This window comes from Streptomyces sp. NPDC107562, assembly GCF_055657325.1.
The window spans coordinates 628,730-647,290 of the sequence record NZ_JBVKBE010000003.1 but is presented as its reverse complement, the minus strand read 5'-3'; the positions used below and the strand labels follow the sequence as shown (position 1 = coordinate 647,290).

At 73.3% G+C, this 18,561-nt stretch carries 14 protein-coding genes; 5 read left to right on the top strand and 9 right to left on the bottom strand.

Annotated elements, in window-relative coordinates; translation table 11 throughout:
- Nucleotides 1–116: 116 nt before the first annotated feature.
- The 8 genes from ACZ7LV_RS13080 to ACZ7LV_RS13045 form a co-directional block, all read right to left on the bottom strand.
- Nucleotides 117–1,040, bottom strand: coding sequence for a S66 peptidase family protein (locus tag ACZ7LV_RS13080; RefSeq protein WP_471938738.1), 924 nt, complete (start codon nucleotides 1,038–1,040; stop codon nucleotides 117–119).
- Nucleotides 1,037–3,001: a S9 family peptidase gene (locus ACZ7LV_RS13075; RefSeq protein WP_471938736.1), complete on the bottom strand. Its 1,965-nt coding sequence runs from the start codon at nucleotides 2,999–3,001 to the stop codon at nucleotides 1,037–1,039. Before ACZ7LV_RS13075 ends, ACZ7LV_RS13080 begins: the two co-directional genes overlap by 4 nt.
- Before the next feature lie 4 nt (nucleotides 3,002–3,005).
- A complete protein-coding gene (locus ACZ7LV_RS13070) occupies nucleotides 3,006–4,310 on the bottom strand; it encodes a M20/M25/M40 family metallo-hydrolase (protein WP_471938734.1) in 1,305 nt (434 codons plus the stop codon).
- Nucleotides 4,303–5,136 carry a M55 family metallopeptidase gene (locus tag ACZ7LV_RS13065; RefSeq protein ID WP_471938732.1) on the bottom strand — a complete coding sequence of 278 codons (834 nt, stop codon included), beginning with the start codon at nucleotides 5,134–5,136 and terminating at the stop codon, nucleotides 4,303–4,305. The genes ACZ7LV_RS13070 and ACZ7LV_RS13065 overlap by 8 nt, the downstream gene beginning before the upstream one ends.
- A gap of 118 nt (nucleotides 5,137–5,254) precedes the next feature.
- A complete protein-coding gene (locus tag ACZ7LV_RS13060; RefSeq protein WP_471938730.1) occupies nucleotides 5,255–5,980 on the bottom strand; it encodes a methyltransferase domain-containing protein in 726 nt (241 codons plus the stop codon).
- Between the two features lie 163 nt (nucleotides 5,981–6,143).
- The gene (locus ACZ7LV_RS13055; RefSeq protein ID WP_471938728.1) at nucleotides 6,144–8,609 is read right to left on the bottom strand and encodes an ATP-binding SpoIIE family protein phosphatase; all 2,466 of its coding nucleotides are present in this window, start codon (nucleotides 8,607–8,609) and stop codon (nucleotides 6,144–6,146) included.
- A gap of 142 nt (nucleotides 8,610–8,751) precedes the next feature.
- On the bottom strand, nucleotides 8,752–11,139 hold the full coding sequence (locus ACZ7LV_RS13050) for an MFS transporter (RefSeq protein ID WP_471938726.1): 2,388 nt from the start codon (nucleotides 11,137–11,139) through the stop codon (nucleotides 8,752–8,754).
- Between the two features lie 151 nt (nucleotides 11,140–11,290).
- Entirely contained in the window at nucleotides 11,291–11,734 is a 444-nt protein-coding gene (locus tag ACZ7LV_RS13045) for an SRPBCC family protein (RefSeq protein WP_401665723.1), read from the bottom strand.
- A gap of 180 nt (nucleotides 11,735–11,914) precedes the next feature.
- On the opposite strand from ACZ7LV_RS13045, the gene ACZ7LV_RS13040 reads away from it, so the two are divergent.
- From ACZ7LV_RS13040 to ACZ7LV_RS13025, 4 genes are all read left to right on the top strand, one after another.
- Complete coding sequence (locus ACZ7LV_RS13040) at nucleotides 11,915–12,955, top strand: Rv2578c family radical SAM protein (protein ID WP_471938724.1); 1,041 nt, start codon at nucleotides 11,915–11,917, stop codon at nucleotides 12,953–12,955.
- A gap of 165 nt (nucleotides 12,956–13,120) precedes the next feature.
- Nucleotides 13,121–14,677 carry an alpha/beta hydrolase gene (locus ACZ7LV_RS13035; RefSeq protein WP_471938722.1) on the top strand — a complete coding sequence of 519 codons (1,557 nt, stop codon included), beginning with the start codon at nucleotides 13,121–13,123 and terminating at the stop codon, nucleotides 14,675–14,677.
- A gap of 65 nt (nucleotides 14,678–14,742) precedes the next feature.
- Nucleotides 14,743–15,141, top strand: a complete 399-nt coding sequence (locus ACZ7LV_RS13030) for a RidA family protein (RefSeq protein WP_471938720.1) — start codon at nucleotides 14,743–14,745, stop codon at nucleotides 15,139–15,141.
- A complete protein-coding gene (locus tag ACZ7LV_RS13025) occupies nucleotides 15,138–15,668 on the top strand; it encodes a GNAT family N-acetyltransferase (protein ID WP_471938718.1) in 531 nt (176 codons plus the stop codon). Before ACZ7LV_RS13030 ends, ACZ7LV_RS13025 begins: the two co-directional genes overlap by 4 nt.
- 29 nt (nucleotides 15,669–15,697) lie before the next feature.
- On the opposite strand, the gene ACZ7LV_RS13020 is transcribed toward ACZ7LV_RS13025, so the two are convergent.
- On the bottom strand, nucleotides 15,698–16,279 hold the full coding sequence (locus ACZ7LV_RS13020) for an adenylosuccinate lyase (protein ID WP_471938716.1): 582 nt from the start codon (nucleotides 16,277–16,279) through the stop codon (nucleotides 15,698–15,700).
- Nucleotides 16,280–16,677: 398 nt separating this feature from the next.
- On the opposite strand from ACZ7LV_RS13020, the gene ACZ7LV_RS13015 reads away from it, so the two are divergent.
- On the top strand, nucleotides 16,678–18,483 hold the full coding sequence (locus ACZ7LV_RS13015) for a 3-hydroxyacyl-CoA dehydrogenase family protein (protein WP_471938714.1): 1,806 nt from the start codon (nucleotides 16,678–16,680) through the stop codon (nucleotides 18,481–18,483).
- Nucleotides 18,484–18,561: the final 78 nt, after the last annotated feature.

Below are 18,561 nucleotides of genomic sequence, written 5' to 3'. Positions count from 1 at the left end.
AACCCTGACACACCCGGACATCGGCCGGTGGAGACCGGCCGGTTGACATGCTGTGACACGTGTCAGCCGAGGTCAACCACCGTAAGGGCGGTTTCCGCAGGGGAACTGACGGGCACTCAGCGCAGGGCCGGTTCCTCCAGCGTCAGGGTCCCCGCCTCCGCGTCCAGCTCCGCCCGGACCCCGAACGGAATCGTCAACGCCCCTTCGCGGTGCCCGAATCCGAACTCCTCGGCGACCGGCACCCCGAGCCCGCCGAGCCGGTCGGCGAACACCTGGCGCAGCCTCTCGTACGGCCCGCAGTCGAGCCAGGAGCCGAGGGCGATCCCCGCCACCCCGTCGAAGCGGCCGGCGCGCAGCAGCTGCGTCAGGATCCGGTCGAGCCGGTACGGCTCCTCCCCCACGTCCTCGAGCATCAGCAGCCCGCCCCGGGTGTCGGTGCGGGCGTGCGGCGTGCCGAGTTCGGCGGCGAGCAGGCTCGCGCAGCCGCCGAACGTCACACCCCGGGCACGGCCGGGCACCAGCGCGCCGCCGCCGGAGGCGATCGTGCGCATCGTCTCCGGGGCGAACAGCGTGGCCCGCAGATGGTCCTGCGCCCGCGCGTTCTTGATGAAGTCGACGCCGGCCGCCATCGGGCCGTGCAGGGTGACCAGTCCGAGCCGGGTGGCGAAGGCCTCGTGCAGCACGGTGACGTCGCTGAAGCCGACGAGCACCTTGGGCCCGGCCGCCCGCAGCGCGTCCCAGTCGAGCAGGTCGATCATCCGCCCCGCCCCGTAGCCGCCGCGGGCGCACAGCACGGCGGACACGGCCGGGTCGCACCAGGCGGCCTGGAAGTCGGCGGCCCGGTCGGCGTCCGTGCCGGCCAGGTAGGGGAAGTCCGCGTGCCGGTCCAGCACGTGCGGCGCCACCACCGGGTCGAGGTCCCAGCCCCGGAGCACGTCGAGCCCGCTCTGCAGCCGTTCCTCGGGCACCGGCCCGCTGGTCGCGACGACGGCCACCCTGGCCCCGGCGGCCAGTCGGGGTGGTCGTACGAGTTCCCTCACGTGGTCAGCTCCAATGTCGTGACCCCGGGCGGGTTGAGTCCGAACACCTGGGCGTACAGGGACAGTTCGGCCTCCAGTGCGCGGATCATGGTGTCCGCCCGCCGGAAGCCGTGCCCCTCGCCCTCGAAGGCGATGTACGCGTGCGGCACCTGCCGTCCCGCCATCTCCTCCAGGAACCGCTCGCACTGGGCGGGCGGGCAGATCACGTCGTCCAGGCCCTGGAGCAGCAGGAAGGGCGCGGTGATCCGGTCGGCGTGCCCGGCGGGCGAGCGCTCCGCGTACCGCCCCGGCACCTCGGCGAGCGGTCCGACCAGACCCTCCAGGTACTGCGACTCGAAGTCGTGGGTCTCCCCCGTCGCCCAGCCGGCCAGGTCGAGGATCGGGTAGATGATCGTGCCGCACGCGTAGACGTCGGTCATGGTCAGCGACGCGGCGGTGGTCCAGCCGCCCGCGCTGCCGCCGCGTACGGCGAGCCGCCCGGGGTCGGCGGTGCCCTCCTCGGCGAGGGCGAGCGCGACGGCCGCGCAGTCCTCCACGTCGACGACGCCCCACTGCTCGCGCAGCCGCTCGCGGTACTCCCTGCCGTAGCCGGTCGAGCCGCCGTAGTTGACCTCGGCGACCCCGATGCCGCGCGAGGTGAAGTAGGCGATCTGGAGGTCGAGGACGAGCGGGGAGCGGCTGGTCGGACCGCCGTGCGCCCAGACGACGTACGGCGGCAGCTCGGCGCCGGGCGGGGTGCAGCCGGGGTGGTGCGGCGGGTAGACGTGCGTGTGGATCTCGCGCCCGTCGGGGCCGGTGAAGGCGCGGATCTGCGGTTCCGGGTAGAACACCGGGTCCACCACGTCGTCGTGCTCGGCGCCGATCACCCGGGCCCGGCCGGTGCGGGCGTCCAGTTCGACCACCTCGTAGGCGCTGCGCGGGCTGGCGCCGACGGCGACGATCCGCTCGCCGTGCACCGCGAGGGTCGGCGCGAACTCCGTCCAGGGGCCGGCCGCGTCGACCACCTCGCCGGTCTCCGGGTCGAGTATGCCGAGGGCGGTGGCGCCGCGGCCGTGCACGACGGCGACGAGCCCGCCCTCCAGCGGCGCGAACCAGCGGTGGCCGATCCGCCACAGCGGCCCGCCGAACTCCTCCTCGCGCGGGCACAGCGGCTCGCCGTCCCGGTAGAGGTTCCACCAGCCGGTGCGGTCGCTGACGTGGAGCAGGGCGCCGTCGGCGGCGAACTCCGCCTGGGCGACGGCCTCCCGCGGGCCGCCCGCGACCGTGCGGGCCCCGGTGAGCGTGCCGTCGTCGCCGACCTCGGCGAGCACCAGCTCGGTGCCGTCCCACGGCATCCGCGGATGGTCCCAGGCGAGCCACGCGGCGCGCCGTCCGTCGGGTGAGAGGCGGGGGCCGGTGACGAAGCGGTGCGCGTCGTCGGTGAGCTCGCGGACGGCGTCCCGGTCCTCCGCGGCGGAGCCGTCCAGCGGCACCGCGGCGAGGACGCGCCGCAGGTCGGTGGGTCCCTCGCCGGTGAACTCCTCCAGCACGCACCACACCTCGCCGCGCTCCACCCGCAGCTGGGGGTCCACCCACCGCAGCCCGCCGCCCACCGGCGACACCGGGGTCAGCGGACGGGGCTCGGCGCCCTCCTCGTACCGGTACAGCCGCTGGTCGGCGAAGTGCACGAACACCACGACCGGACGGCCGTCGACCAAGGCGCCCGCCCAGGGCTGGCCGCCGTACTCGATGACCCGGCTGCGCACGTTCCACGGCGCGGGCAGCACGGACTCCTCGGTGCCGTCGGGGTGGCGCCGCACGAGGGTGCGCCGGCCGCCCTCGGTGGGCCGGGGCTCGGTCCACCACGCCTCGTCGCCGACGAACCCCACGAACTCCGGGTGCCCGTCGTGCGCGGCGGCGAGGGCCGCGTCGATGGGCGACGGCCAGGAACCGTACGGCAGGCTCTGCACGTTCTCCCCCATGTGGTCAGGCGTCCCGCAGGAACCGGTCGAGGACGCGGACGCCGAAGTGCAGCGCCTCGACGGGCACGCGTTCGTCGACGCCGTGGAAGAGGGCCTGGTAGTCGAAGCCCTCGGGCAGCTTCAGCGGCGCGAAGCCGTATCCGGTGATGCCGAGCCGGGAGAACTGCTTGGCGTCGGTGCCGCCCGACATGCAGTACGGCACGACATGCCCCTCGGGGGCGAACTCCTCGACAGCGGCGCGCATCCGCGCGTAGGTCGGCGAGTCCAGCGGCGCCTGCAGGGCCACCTCGCGGTGCTCGAACTCCCACTCCACGTCCGGTCCGGTGAGCAGGTCCAGGGTGTCCCGGAACTCCTGCTCGCCACCCGGCAGGAAGCGCCCGTCGACATGGGCCACGGCCTCGCCGGGGATGACGTTGATCTTGTAGCCGGCGTCCATCATGGTCGGGTTGGCGCTGTTGCGGACGGTGGCCTCGACGAGCTTGGCGGCCGGGCCGAGCTTCTCCAGCAGCCGGTCGACCTCGTCGAGGCCGGTGCCGAGGCCGTACAGCGCGGCGAGCTCGGTGAGCGCGGCGCTCACGGTCGGGGTGAGCCGCAGCGGCCACTCGTGCGCGCCGATCCGCGCGACGGCGGCGGCCAGCCGGGTCACCGCGTTCTCGCGGTTGACCTTGGAGCCGTGCCCCGCCCGGCCGCGCGCGGTGAGCTTCAGCCAGCCCGTGCCGCGCTCACCGGCCGCGATCGGGTAGATCTCGCGGCCCGACCCGTCGTGGAAGGTGAACGCCCCGGACTCGCTGATGCCCTCGGTGCACCCCTCGAACAGCGCGGCGTGCCGGTCGGCGAGGAAGCCGGAGCCGTCCTCGGCGCTGGCCTCCTCGTCCGCGGTGAACGCGATCACGATGTCCCGCCGCGGCCGGATGCCCTGGCGGGCCCAGGACCGCACGACGGCCAGGATCATCGCGTCCATGTTCTTCATGTCGACCGCGCCCCGGCCCCAGACGACCCCGTCGCGGATCTCGCCGGAGAACGGGTGCACGCTCCAGTCGGCCGCCTCGGCGGGCACAACGTCCAGGTGCCCGTGCACCAGCAGCGCGTCCGCGGACGGGTCGGTGCCCTCGATCCGGGCGACCACGTTGGTACGCCCCCGGGTGCGCTCCAGGAGGGTCGGTTCGAGACCGGCTCCGGCCAGCCGCTCGGCCGCGTACTCGGCGGCGGGCCGCTCCTGGCAGTCGCCGCCGCCCCGGTTGGTGGTGTCGATGCGGATGAGGCCGGAAGTGAACTCCACGACCTCGTCCAGCGCCTGCTGATCAGCCATACTGCTCCTCCACGGCAGCCGAGACGACAGTGGTGACCGCCTTGAAGGTGCGGATCGCCTCGTACATGGTCGCGCAGGTGTACGCCACCTTCCGCTCCCCGGTCCGTGCGACGCCCGGCACCACGGTCGCCGCCATGGCGAGGTGCTCGGCGTCGAACTCGACCGCGACGGTGTGCGGGCCGGACCGGGCCGGCTCGTGCCGGACGGCGAGCGCGGCCGCCTCCTTGGCGGCGGCCCGGATGTCGGCCGCGGTCCGCGCCGGTGTGCGGCACACGGCCGCGTAGCGCGACACATGGTCCTTCACCGCGACCTTCCGCGCCTCGGGCGCGTACCCGAGCGCGTCCTCACAGGCCACGTCGTCGCCGGTCACCAGCACGACGGGCACCCCGTACTCGGCGACGACACGCGCGTTGAGCAGTCCCTCGCTGGCGCGTACGTCGTCCAGCCACACGCCGGTGATCGAGTTCGCGAGGTAGGTGTGGGCAAGGACACCCTCGGCGCCCGCGCCCGCGTGGTAGCCGACGAAGGCGATCCCGTCCACGTCGCCGTGCTGCACGCCCTCGACCATCGACAGCGACTTGTGCCGGCCGGTGAGCATCTGCACCCGTTCGTCCAGCTGCTCCAGCAGCAGGTTGCGCATCGTCCAGTGCGCCTCGTTGACGAGGACCTCATCGGCGCCGCCGTCGTAGAAGCCGAGCGCCGCGGCGTTCACGTCGGAGGTGAACATCGACCGGCAGCGCTCCCACTGGGGTGTCCCGGGCAGCACGTCCGCCGGCCAGGTGACGCCGGTGGCGCCCTCCATGTCGGCGCTGATGAGGATCTTCATGGTGCGTCACGTTACGCGGAGAATCGACGGGCGACCAGGACGGGATCGCGCGTACCCGTTCCCCTGGTGCCAGGTGGCCCCGGCACGCTCGACCCTACGCGACCGCGCCGGGGCGGCCTCACCCGGTGCGGCCCGCCACCAGCCACTTCGCGGGCAGCTCGATCCGGGTGCCGTCCGGCCTGGTCTCCGTGGTGGTCAGCGGCAGGTCGCCGCCGGCCAGCACGGTGAGGCCGGCGGCGGTCAGGAACTCGGGCACCGCGGCGTCGGCGACCTCACCGGGCGCGATGCCGTGGCGGAAGACCGGCGCCAGCTTGGCGGGCGGACCGTCGGGGCTCTGTGCCAGGGCGCGCAGCGCGAGTCCGGCGGCCTCGGCGAGTTCGACGAGGAAGACCCGGCCGCGGGCGCCGACGAGGGTCGCGATCCCGTCGACGAGCGGCTGGCGGTCACCCGGCTCGCACTGGTGCAGGACACCGCGCATGTACACGTTGGCGTCGCCGAGCTGCGCGTGCAGGACCTCCACCTCGGTCTTGTCGGCGGCGTCCAGCTCCCGGTAGACCGCCTGCCCCGCCGGGTCCGCCTCCTCGGCGTGCGCCACGGCCGCCGCGGACAGGTCGACGCCGAGCACGCGCTGGAAGCGGCCGGCGAGGAAACGCGTCTGGGTGCCGTTGCCGCAGCCCAGGTCGATCATCGGCAGGCCGGGGTCGGCCAGCCGCGGTTCGAACAGCGCCACATGCCGTCCGGCGGTCAGCACGGGTTCGGCGTCCCACAGGACGGCGCCCTGCCCGCCCGGCGCCTCGCGCCAGAACCCGTCCCAGGCCTCCCGGTACCGACTGGTCACGCTCATGGCCAACTCCCCAGGGTGCAAAGCCGATCTGCCGCCACACGCGACGGGCCGGTACGGGTCTATCGCGCCCGGCGCGCGCTCACAAGAACGCGGCGCGCACACCGCGCATACCTTCACGGCTCGTTCGAGCGGAGTACGCCGCCGGGGCCGAGGTCCGGGGCAGTCAGCGGCGTGGCAGCGTGAGTTCGCACCAGACGGTCTTGCCCGCCTTCGTCCGGCTCGCGCCCCACTCGCGCGCCAGGGTGCTCACCACGCGCAGCCCGCGCCCCGCCTCGTCGAGGGACCCCGCGCTGAGCAGCGTGGGCAGGTCGTGGTCGTCGTCGTCCACCTCGCACAGCAGGGTGTCGCCGCGCACGAGGCGCAGTTCCACCGGCCTGTGGTGGGAGTGCCGTACAGCGTTGGTGACCAGCTCTGCGACCATCAGCTCGGCAGGGGCGGCCAGTTCGGACAGCCCCCACTCGTGCAGCTGCTCGCGGACCACCGCGCGGGCCCGGCGGACCTCGGCGGGTTCGAGGGGGAAGCGCCATGCGGCGACGTCGCCGGGCGCGATGCCGCCGAGGCGGGCCATCAGCAGGGCGACGTCGTCCTTGCGCCCGCCGCGGGTGTTCAGGGCGCGGATGATGGTGTCGCAGGCGTCGTCCATGGACGCCGCCGGATGGGCGGCCGATTCGCACAGCGTGGCGAGTCCGACACCGATGTCCTCGCCGCGCATCTCGACGAGTCCGTCGGTGCACATCACCAGCCGGTCACCGGGCTCCACCCGCACGCGAACCGACTCGAACGGCACCCCGCCGACGCCGATGGGCGCGCCGGTGGGCAGGTCGAGCAGCTCGCTGCGGCCGTCCCCGGCACGGACGAGTACGGGCGGGATGTGGCCCGCGTTGGCCAGGTGCAGTTCGCCGGCGATCGGGTCGTAGACGGCGTACAGGCAGGTGGCGAGATAGGTGTCGCCGAGCCGCTGGGCGAGGCCGTCGAGATTGCGCAGCAGTTGCGCGGGCGGCAGGTCGAGGGCGGCCATGGTCTGCACGGCCGTACGCAACTGTCCCATCATGGCAGCGGAGTTCAGGCCGTGCCCCATGACGTCGCCGACGACGAACGCGGTGCGCGCGCCGGGGAGCTTCACCGAGTCGAACCAGTCGCCGCCGACCCGTCCGAGCAGCGTGCCGGGCAGATAGCGGGTGGCGATGTCGCAGGCCGCCATGCGCGCCGGGATGTGCGGCAGCATGCTGTCCTGGAGGGTCTCGGCGACGCTCTCCTGGAAGGTGTACATGCGTGCGTTGTCGAGCACCAGGCCCGCACGGGCGGCGAGTTCGGCGCCCGTGACGCGGTCCATGTCGTTGAACTCGGCGCGCTCCGGATGCCGGAGCAGGATCATGAACCCGAGCACCACGGTGCGTGCCTTCAGCGGGACGACCAGCATGCTGCGGCCGCTGATCAGCGGCCGGATGTCGCGCTTCTCGAACTGCGAGGCGATGGCGTGGCCCATCGCCTCGCTGATCCTGGGCACGAGGACGGGCTCACCGGTGGTCATGCACTGGAAGAACGGCGTGTGCGCCGGGAACGGCATGGCCTCCCCCACGGGGACGACGTCGTCCCAGCGGCCCGGCTCGTCCGTGTGCTCCAGGGCCACCCGGTGCCACATGGTCGTCGTGTCGGGCGCCCCGTCCGGGAACCCCTCACCGGCGACCACCTGCTCCCGCAGATAGGTGCCCGCGACATCGGTGAAGCGCGGTACGACCGCCCTGCTGACCTCGACGATCGTGCGCGCCAGGTCGAGCGAGGTGCCGATCCTCCCGCTGACCTCGTTGAGGAACTCCAGCCGCTCGCGCACGGCGGCGTACTCCAGGTCCTCCGGCTCGTCGCCCGGTTCCTGAGGCACCGGTTCGCCCGCGGCCAGGGCCCGGGCGAGCCGCGCCCGCCGCGCCGTGCGCTCGGCCCGCCGGGGCACACCCCAGTCGGGGGTGACCGGCACGCGGTCGTTCTGGCTGAACTCCAGGATCGGGTAGCCCAGTTCGAGGACCTGTCCGACGATCCGGGCGCTCTCCTGGACACTCATGCTGGGCAGGATCTCGGGGAGCCCGCGGGCCAGTTCGTCGGCGCCGGGGAAGTCGGTGTGCAGTGCGAAGGCGGGCGCGATCCGCTCGGTGGCCGCGTCCCCACCGTCCTCGCCGTCCCCGCCGTCTCCTTGCCGCCGCAGCGTGTCGGCGTCGGCGGCGAGCACGAGCAGCCGCTCCGTGCCGGGCCCCACGAGCGGGTACGCCCACCACAGCACGTCGACCCGGCCGCCGTCCGGCACGGTGAGGCGGGCACTGCCCGCGGCCGGGTAGGACAGCCCGCCGTCGAGCGAGGCCCCGAGGTCGGGACCGAGACCCTCGTAGGCCCCGTAGGGCCCGTACGGCGAGTCCTCCTGCTGGTGCGGCAGTGCGCCGGCGACCGGCAGCAGGTCGCCGACCGGGCGGCCGATCGCCGCTTCCTTGGCGGTGCCGAACAGGCGGCGCGCACCGGTGCTCCAGTGGGAGACGAGGCCTTCGCGGTCCACGACGACCACCGCCAGCGGGACCCTTCCCACCGGCGCCGCGCCACCGGCCAGTTGGCCGGCGGGTGCTTCCCGGTCGGTGCCACGCCTCATGGCCCAGGCCCTCTCTCCACGGCTGTGCAAGATCTGTGCCCCGGTCACCACCGTACGGGGCCCTCCGCACGCCATGTGCGCCAATACGGGAATTGGGGCCGCCGGTCACGCGGGCGCACGCTCGTGCGCCCCCGGGGGCCGCTCAGTCCTCGTGGCCCAGCTGGAGGTCACGTTCCGTGCGCCCCCCGCCCGCCACCTGGAGCACGGTGGCCACCGGCGGGTACCCGGCCGCGATGACCGTGTACTCACCCGAGGACAGGTCGACGAACCGGAACGTGCCGTCGGGCCCGGTGGTGAGGGTGTCGACGACGTTGCCCGCGGCGTCCAGCAGAGTCACGCGGGCGTCCTCCACGGGCCGTCCGCCGCTCGCGCGTACGGTGCCGCGCAGCACGGCGCCGCCGGCCAGTTCGACGTCCTGGCGGGTCTCGCGGGCCGCCTGGACGGTGACGGGCAGCGCGGCGGGGCGGAACGCCGGCGCGCTGGCGGCGAGGGTGTACTCACCGGCGACCAGCTCGGTGATGACATAGCCGCCCTCGCGGCCGCTGCGGGTGCTGGAGACGACCTCGCCGTGCACGTTGGTGAGGGTGACCATGGCGTCCCGCACGGGCGTGCCGTCGGCGGTGAGCACGCTGCCCGCGAGGCGCCCGGCGCCGCCGAGCACCACGTCCAGCTCGACGGGGCGCTCTCCGACGGTCACGGAGACGGCCTGCGGCTGATGACCGCCGGCCGCCGCGATCAGGACGTACGCGCCGGAGCCGGGCGTCGCGAGCGCGTAGCGGCCGTCCTGGCCGCTGGCGCCCCGACCGATCTGCTGTCCGGCGACGTCGATGAGGGTGAGCGCCGCGCGCGGCACGACGGTCCCGTCGGGGTGCTGCACGGTGCCGCAGACGGCGATTCCGGCGGCGTGCGGCGAACGGGCCTGCGGGACCGAGGTGTTCACCGGCATGGTGTCCGTCTCGGGGGTGTGGTGGGTCACCAGCGGTTTCTCCTTGAGGAAGAACGACAGGAGCAGGCCGACCGCGAGCACGGGCACGAGGTAGAGGAAGATCCTCGGCATGGCGTCGGCGTACGCCTGGATGTAGCCGTCGCGCAGCGCCGGGGGCAGTGCGTGGACGGCCTGGGGGGTGATGGACTCGGCGTCGGGCAGCGCGGCGGACGTGCGCGGCAGACGATCGGCGAGGGAGTCGGTGAGGCGGTCGGCGAAGAGGGTGCCGAAGACGGCGGCACCGACGCTGCCGCCGATCTGCCGCAGGAAGTTGTTGGCGCTGGTGGCCGTGCCGAGGTCGGCGGGGCGCACGGAGTTCTGCACGGCGAGGATCAGTACCGGCATCACCATGCCCATCCCGGCGCCGAGGACGCCCATCCAGATGCTGTAGTGCAGCCGGGGGGTGTCGGCCTCCAGGCGGGAGAGCAGCCACATGCCGACGACGGACAGGGCGCTGCCGAGGATGGGGTGGATCCGGTAGTGGCCGGTGGCGCTGATGAGCTGCCCCGAGATGATGGAGGCCGCGACGATGCCGCCCATCATGGGCAGCATCAGCAGCCCGGACTCGGTGGCGCTGGCCCCGTCGACCATCTGCAGGAACGTGGGCAGGTAGCTGGCGGCGCCGAACAGCGCGACGCCCAGCACCAGACCGACGAGACCGGTGATGTTGAAGACCGAGTCGCGGAACAGCCGCAGCGGGATGAGGGGTTCGGCGGCGCGGTGCTCGGCGAGGACGAACAGCGCGGTGGCGGCGACGGCGCCGGCGGCGAGGCCGAGGATGACGCGCGAGCCCCAGGCGTACTCGGTGCCGCCCCAGCTGGTCAGCAGGACCAGACAGGTGGAGGCCACCGTGAGCAGCAGGGCGCCGAGGATGTCGAGCCGGGCCTTGACCTGGGGCTTGGGGAGTTCGAGGACCACGGCGACGACGGCCATGGTGACGAGGCCGAAGGGCACGTTGATGTAGAAGCACCAGCGCCAGGAGAGGTGGTCGGTGAAGTAGCCGCCGAGCAGCGGGCCCGCGACGGAGGCGAGACCGAAGGCGGCGCCGATCAGCCCCATGAACTTGCCGCGCTGCCGGGGCGGCACGATGTCCGCCATGATCGCCTGGACGCCGATCATCAGTCCGCCCGCGCCGACGCCCTGCACGGCGCGGAAGGCGATCAGCTGGTCCATGGTCTGCGCGCGGCCCGCGAGGGCGGAGCCGACGACGAACACGACGATGGCGAACTGGAACACACCCTTGCGGCCGAGCAGATCGCCGAGCTTGCCGTAGATCGGGAGTCCGATCGTGGCCGTGAGCAGGTAGGCGGTGATCGCCCAGGACATCTTGTCGAGGCCGTGCAGCTCGCCGACGATCTTCGGCAGCGCGGTGGCGACGATCATCTGCTCCAGGGCGGCCAGGAGCAGGGCGAGCATCAGCCCGAAGAAGACCAGCCGCACCCGGCGCGGACCGAGTCCGGCGGCCGGGGCGGGCGGTGGGGCCACAAGCCTGGGGGGCGCCACCGCCACGACCGGTCCGTCCTGCACCACAGTGGTCCCGCCCACGTTCCGCTCCCCTCGTCGCGCTGCCGCACCATTACCGCGTAAAAGCGACAACTGCCAACAAGCACGACGAGTTACGGATCCATGCCGCCGGAACCGGAGATCCACTCGAACCGGTGAGAGACCAACGGCCTTTGCGGACCGGCCTCTTGGGCTACTTCTCCACCTCGGCGGCGAGCTTGGCGAGCATCGCGTCGTAGATCCGCGCGAGCCCCTTGGGCGCGAAGGTCCTCTCGAAGAAGCCGCCGACGCCGCCCGCGCCCTGCCAGACGGTGACCACGACGACGCGGGACCTGCCCTCGCCGGCCGGGGTGACCCGCCAGGTGGTGACCATGGAGGAGTTGCGGTCCTTCTCGACCAGCTCGCCGTCGGTCGGCTCGGTGACCTCCAGCAGGCAGTCCCGGACGCGCTTGCTGGTGGCCTGGAGCTTCCAGTGCACGAGGGTGCCCTCGCCGTCGCCGCCCTCGCGCACCTCGTACTCGCTGAAGTGCTCGGGCAGCAGCTTCGCGCGTGTGCCGCTGTAGTCGGCGAGGGTGTCGAACACCTTCTCCGCATCCGCCGCTACGACGCGTTCCGTGGTGGCCTCGACCTGCGCCATGGAGTTCCTCCAGCACCTGAGTTCTCGGGGTCGGGGCAAGCCAACCACCCCGGTCCCCGGCCGCCCAAATCGGGGGCACGGATGTGATCGATCGCGTTTCGGAGCGCGATCGGAGGTGACACCCGCACGATCATGGGAACAGATGTTCTATTGTGGGACCAGTGCTACCGAGGAGGCGTCATGCGCTGGGAGAACCTCACCCTGGAATCCGGCGACAGCCCCGCCGACGCCGCGCTGTTCGGCGCGGACGCGGTGACCACCCGTACGTTCGACACCCCCGAGTTCGCCGGCATCACGTTCCACGAGGTGCGGGCCCGCTCGATCATCAACCGGGTGCCGGGGGCCTCCCGCATGCCCTTCGAGTGGACGGTGAACCCCTACAGAGGCTGCACGCACGCCTGCGTGTACTGCTTCGCCCGCAAGACGCACAGCTATCTCGACCTCGACACCGGCCTGGGCTTCGACTCCCAGATCGTGGTGAAGGTGAACGCCCCGGACCTGCTGCGCCGCCAGCTCGGCTCGCGCCGCTGGCAGGGCGAGCACATCGCGATGGGCACCAACGTCGACTGCTACCAGCGGGCCGAGGGCCGCTACCGGCTGATGCCGGGCATCCTGAGCGCCCTGCGCGACCACGCGAACCCCTTCTCGATCCTGACCAAGGGCACCCTGATCCTGCGCGACCTGGACCTGCTGACGCAGGCGGCCCGGGTGACGGACGTCGGCATCTCGGTCTCCGTCGGCTTCACCGACCCCGAGCTGTGGCGCACCGTCGAGCCGGGCACACCCGCGCCGGAGCGGCGCCTGGACGTGGTGCGCACGCTGGGCGAGCACGGGATCGGGTGCGGGGTGCTGATGGCGCCGGTGATCCCGTTCCTGGGCGACCGTCCGGCCCAACTGCGGGACACCGTGCGGGCGATCGCGGCCTCCGGGGCCACCTCGGTGACCCCGCTGGTGCTGCATCTGCGGCCGGGCGCGCGCGAGTGGTTCATGGCCTGGCTCGGCCGGGAGCACCCGCACCTGGTGGGCCGCTACGAGCGGCTCTACGCGGACGGGGCCTACGCCCCGAAGTGGTACCAGCGCCGGATCACCCGTCAGGTGCACGAGCTGGCCGAGGAGTACGGCATCGGCCCCACGCGCGCGGGAGCGCACCGCCGGATCAGGGAACCGGAGCCCGCGCCGCCCGCGGCGACGGCCGGACAGACCCAACTCTCGCTCATCTGAGAGCGTTCCGGCCGAAGGCGTTCCGCCTGGGCGTTCGAGCGCACCTGGCGGCCCAATCGGGTCAAGAATCGACCGAACACGTTCTGACGGGTGTCCACTCCGGGACGATCCGGCGAGGGCCGCGGGACTCGCGGCCCGCGACCCTCCGTCCTGGGAGGACCCCCCTTGAAGAAACGTGCAGCCGTGCTGTGCGGCGCCGCCGTCGTGGTGGCCGGGACGCTCGCGGCCGTCCCCGCCCGCGCCGGCGCCCCGGAGCAGACCGGGCCCGCCTGGAAGAAGTGCGCCACCGCGAACCATCCGACGCTCCAGTGCGCGTCCCTGGAGGTTCCGCTGGACCACGCCGACCCCGGCGGGCGGAAGATCACCCTCGCCCTGTCGCGCGTCCCGCACACCGCGAAGACCTACCAGGGGCCGCTGCTGGTCAACCCCGGCGGGCCCGGCGGCAGCGGCCTCGCCCTCGCCGGGTTCGTCGCCTCCTCGCTGCCCAAGACGGTGGCGGCCCAGTACGACGTCATCGGCTTCGACCCGCGCGGCGTCGGTGCCGGCAAGCCCGCGCTGAACTGCGCTCCGGGCCATTTCGACCCGGTGCGCGCCGACTCCGTGCCGGCCACCGAGGCCGTCGAGCGGGCCGACCTCGCGCGCGCCAAGTCCTTCGCCGACGCCTGCGGCGAGAAGTACGCGCGCGAGCTGCCGCACATGGACACGCTCAGCGCCGCGCAGGACATCGACCTGATCCGGCAGGCCCTCGGCGCCCCGCGCCTCAGCTACTTCGGCTACTCGTACGGCACCTACCTCGGCGCCGTCTACGCCAAGCTGCACCCGGACCGGGTACGGCGGATGGTCCTCGACTCCGTGGTCGACCCCACCGGTGTCTGGTACGAGGCGAACCTCGCGCAGGACCACGCGTTCGACGACCGCCACCGGGCTTTCATGGCCTGGGTCGCCCGGCACGACGCCACCTACCGGCTGGGCACCGATCCCCAGAAGGTCGAGGACCGGTGGTACGCGATGCGGGCGGCGCTGGCCGAGCGGCCCGCGCAGGGCACGGTGGGCGCGTCGGAGCTGGAGGACACGTTCCTGCCCGGCGGCTACTACAACGGCTACTGGCCCTATCTCGCCGAGGCCTTCGCGGCGTACGTGGGCGAGCGGCGGAGCGCCCCGCTGGTGGAGGCGTACGAGGACTTCGGCGCGGCCGACGCCGCCTCCGAGAACGGTTACAGCGTCTACACCGCGGTGCAGTGCCGGGACGCCGGCTGGCCGCGCGACTGGGCGCAGTGGCGCAAGGACAACTGGGCGGTGCATGCGCAGGCGCCGTTCATGACCTGGAACAACGCCTGGTACAACGCGCCCTGCGCGTTCTGGCCGACGGACTCGCTGGGGCCGGTGGACGTGGCCAACGACAAGCTGCCGCCGGTCCTGCTGTTCCAGGCGACGCACGACGCGGCCACCCCGTACCAGGGCGGCGCGACGGTGCACGGGCTGCTGCGCGGCTCCAGCCTGGTGGTCGAGAAGGACGGCGGCAACCACGGCATCACGCTGAGCGGGAACGACTGCCTCGACGGGCATCTGGCGGCGTATCTGACCGACGGCACGGTGCCGCGCGCGGCCGGAGAGGCCGACGCGGTCTGCCCGGCGCTGCCCGACCCCGAGCCGCTGGTGGCGAAGTCCGCCGGCCGGTCGCAGGGCGCGACGCTGCACAGGCTGCTGGGCTTCCGCGGCTGAAGCGGGAACCAGCACGGGGCGACCCCCGTCGGGGGCCCGGCCGGCCCGTGGTCCACGATGGACGCATGAGTCAGCCGACCAGGATTCCCGCCCCCGACGGAGTCGCCGCCGCCGAGCAGTACTCCCACGTGGTCATCGGCACCGGCCGTTTCGTCGCCGTCGCCGGGCAGCTCCCGCTCGACGAGCGCGGCGAACTGGTCGGCGCGGGCGACCCGGCCGCCCAGGCCCGCCAGGTGTTCGAGAACCTGCGCCGCTGCCTGGCCGCGGCCGGGGCCACGTTCGACGACGTCGTCAAGCTCACCTACTTCGTCACGGACATGGCGCACATGCCCGCCGTCCGCGCGGCCCGCGCCGAGCACATCCCCGGGGACCGCCTCCCGGCCGCCTCGGCCGTGCGGGTGGCGGGGCTCGTCCGCCCCGAGTACCTGATGGAGATCGAGGCGTTCGCCGTGGTCGCCCCGTGACCGGCCCGCTCGTCCGGGAGCTGAGGCTCGCCGACTGCGACCGGGTGGCCGAGATCCGCGTCGGCGGCTGGCGCAGCGCCTACCGGGGGCTGATGCCGCAGTCCTACCTCGACGCGCTGAGCGTCCGGCAGGAAGCCGACCGGCACCGGGCCCGTCTCGGGCAGGGCGACGGCACGGTGGTGAACCTGGTGGCCGAGCGGGCGGGCGAGGTCCTCGGATGGGCCTGTCACGGCCCCTACCGGGACGGCGAAGTCCGCACGGAGGACGCCGAGTTGTACGCGATCTACGTCCACCCCGAGCGGTACGGCGAGGGCATCGGGCAGGCGCTGCTGACGGAGTCCGTGCGCCGCTGCCGGGCCGCCGGTCACCGGAGGATGCTGCTGTGGGTGCTCCGGGACAACACCGCCGCCCGGCGCTTCTACGAACGGGCGGGCTTCGCGGCGGACGGCGCGCAGGAGCCGTTCGAGGTGGCGGGGGTCCAGGTGCCGGAGGTGCGGTACGCACGGGAGTTGACGGACGCGGGATAGCCCGGCCCCGGTGCCTCGTCCCCGGAGCCTCATCCCCGCCGCTGCCCGGGGATCCGGGCCAGCGCCGTCACGGCCGCCGCCGCCAGCCCCGGATGCGCCAGGGCCTCGTTCAGAACGGGTCCGGCCCTGCTGTCGCCCAGCTCCCCCAGTCCCTCCACGCAGGCGAGGGCCACGCGCCCGTAGGGGTCGTGCGGGCGGAGCCGGCGGCGCAGCGTGGTGATGAGCGCCGGAACGGACTCGGGGGCGCGCAACGCGACGAGCAGGCGCACCGGGTGCAGGGCGTAGGCGACGCGCAGTTCGTTGGTGGCGAGGGCCGCTGCGGCGCGGGCGGTGCGCGGATCGCCGAGCCGGGCGAGGGCGTGGGCGGCGGACGCGCAGCGCGGTGGGTCACGGTGGTTGAGGAACAGGACGAGGGACTCGAAGGCCCGCCGGTCGCCGGCCAGCCCCAGCCGGAACGCGGCCAGTTCCCTGGCCCACAGGGGCCGGCCGGGCGCGACGAGCACGCCGGCGAGTTCGCCGTGGTCCTCGGTGGCCGCCAGCCGCTCGTACTCCGCGGCGCCCCCGGCCTCCCGCCGTAAGCGCTCCGTGAGCGCTCGCAACTCTTCGTCCATGACGCGAGCGTACAAACGATCTCGGAGTCTGGGACCCGGATCACAAAGACCGAGGGCTGGCGCGCTCGTTACCCGCGAGTTAAGCTCATAGGAGCGAGTTACCCACTCGCACCCGTTCGTGTCGGCCTGGTGACGCAGCCGCCGCGACGGGAACATCTCCCACGCTCGACGGGCAGTGGGGGAGTCGGTTCGGTACGTCAGGTACCGCAGTGCGACTCGGCCACGGGACAGGGCCGGTCGGTCATCACCGTTCCCCGGACGTGTGCACGTCCGCGGCGACGGCACCGGGCGTGTGCGCTCGCAGCCCGGCAACCACCCGCACTTCTCACGCACCCGGCGCGCCCTCGGCGCACCGGGACGCGTTTCCAGTCGTCACCCTCATTTCCAGGAGTCTCGCGATGGCCGCTCCCCTGTCCGACCGCCCCCTGTCCCCGCTCCAGACCATTGCCGTCGTCGGCCTCGGCACCATGGGCACCGGCATCGCCGAAGTCCTGGCCAAGGCGGGCCGTGACGTCGTCGGCATCGACATCAGCGAGGCCCAGGCGGTGCGTTGTGCCGCCGCCCTGGAGGCCTCCACGGCACGCGCCGTCGAGCGCGGCCGCCTCACCGAGCAGGAGCGCGCGGACGCCCTCGCCCGCGTCCGCACCTCGACCGACCTGCGGTCCGCCGCCGACGCCGACCTGGTGATCGAGGTGGCGCCCGAGTCGTACGAGATCAAGCACCAGATCTTCCGCGAACTGGACGGCGTCGTGCGCCCGGAGACGATCCTGGCGACCGGCACCAACGCCCTGTCCGTCACGCGTCTCGCGGCCGACTCGGCCCGTCCGGAGCGCGTGCTGGGCCTGCACTTCTTCAACCCGGCGCCGGCGATGAAGCTCGTCGAGGTGGTCTCCTCGGTGCTCACCGCGCCGCAGGCCGTCGCCGCCGTCACGGACCTCGCGATCGAACTGGGCAAGGAACCCGTGGCGGTCGGCGACCGGCCCGGTTTCGTGGCCGACGGGCTGCTGTTCGGCTATCTCAACCAGGCCGCCGCGATGTGCGAGGCGAAGTACGCCTCCCGCGAGGACATCGACGCCGCGATGCGGCTCGGCTGCGGACTGCCCATGGGCCCGCTCGCGCTGCTCGACCTGATCGGCGTCGACACCGCGCGCACGGTCCTGGACGCCATGTACACCGCCTCCCGCGACCGGCTGCACGCCCCCGCGCCGATCCTGAAGCAGCTCAGCGAGGCGGGCCTGACGGGCCGCAAGGCGGGCCGCGGCTTCTACACCTACGACGCTCCGGGCGGCGCCACCGTGGTGCCGGACGCGCTGACGCCCCAGGAGGGCGGGCACCTCACGGCGGGTCGCCCGGTCCGCTCGGTCGGTGTCGCCGGCTCCGGAACCATGGCGTCGGGCATCGCCGAGGTGTTCGCGAAGGCGGGCTACGACGTGGTCCTGGCGGCCCGCAGCGAGGAGAAGGCGCAGACGGCCAAGGCCCGGATCGGCAAGTCCCTGGCGCGCTCCGTCGACAAGGGCAGGCTGACGGCCGAGGCGGCGGCGCAGACGCTGGAGCGGATCACCCCGGCAGGCTCCTACGACGCCTTCGCCGAGGTCGACCTCGCCGTCGAGGCGGTCGCCGAGGACCTGGAGATCAAGCGGCAGTTGTTCGCCGCGCTGGACAAGGTCTGCAAGCCCGGCGCGGTCCTCGCGACGACGACCTCGTCGCTGCCGGTCGTCGCGTGCGCCCGTGCCACCTCGCGCCCGCAGGACGTGATCGGCATGCACTTCTTCAACCCGGCGCCGGCGATGAAACTGGTGGAGGTGGTCCGTACGGTGCTCACGGCCGACGACGTCCACGCCACCGTCCGCGAGGTCTGCGCCAAGGTCAGGAAGCACCCCGTCGACTGCGGCGACCGGGCCGGATTCATCGTCAACGCCCTGCTGTTCCCGTACCTGAACAACGCGATCAAGATGGTGCAGGACCACTACGCGTCGCTGGACGACATCGACGCGGCGATGAAGCTCGGCGGCGGCTACCCCATGGGCCCGTTCGAGCTGCTGGACGTGGTCGGGCTCGATGTGTCGCTGGCCATCGAGAAGGTCCTGCACCGCGAGTTCCGTGACCCCGGGCTGGCGCCGGCACCTCTGCTGGAGCACCTGGTGGCCGCGGGCTGCCTCGGCCGCAAGACGGGCCGCGGCTTCCGCGAGTACGCCCGCCGCTGAGGGCCACCCGTGGACCGGCCCCGCCGTGGAGAGCGGCACGGCACGAACCCGCGGGACCCCGCCGGTCCGCTCCACGAG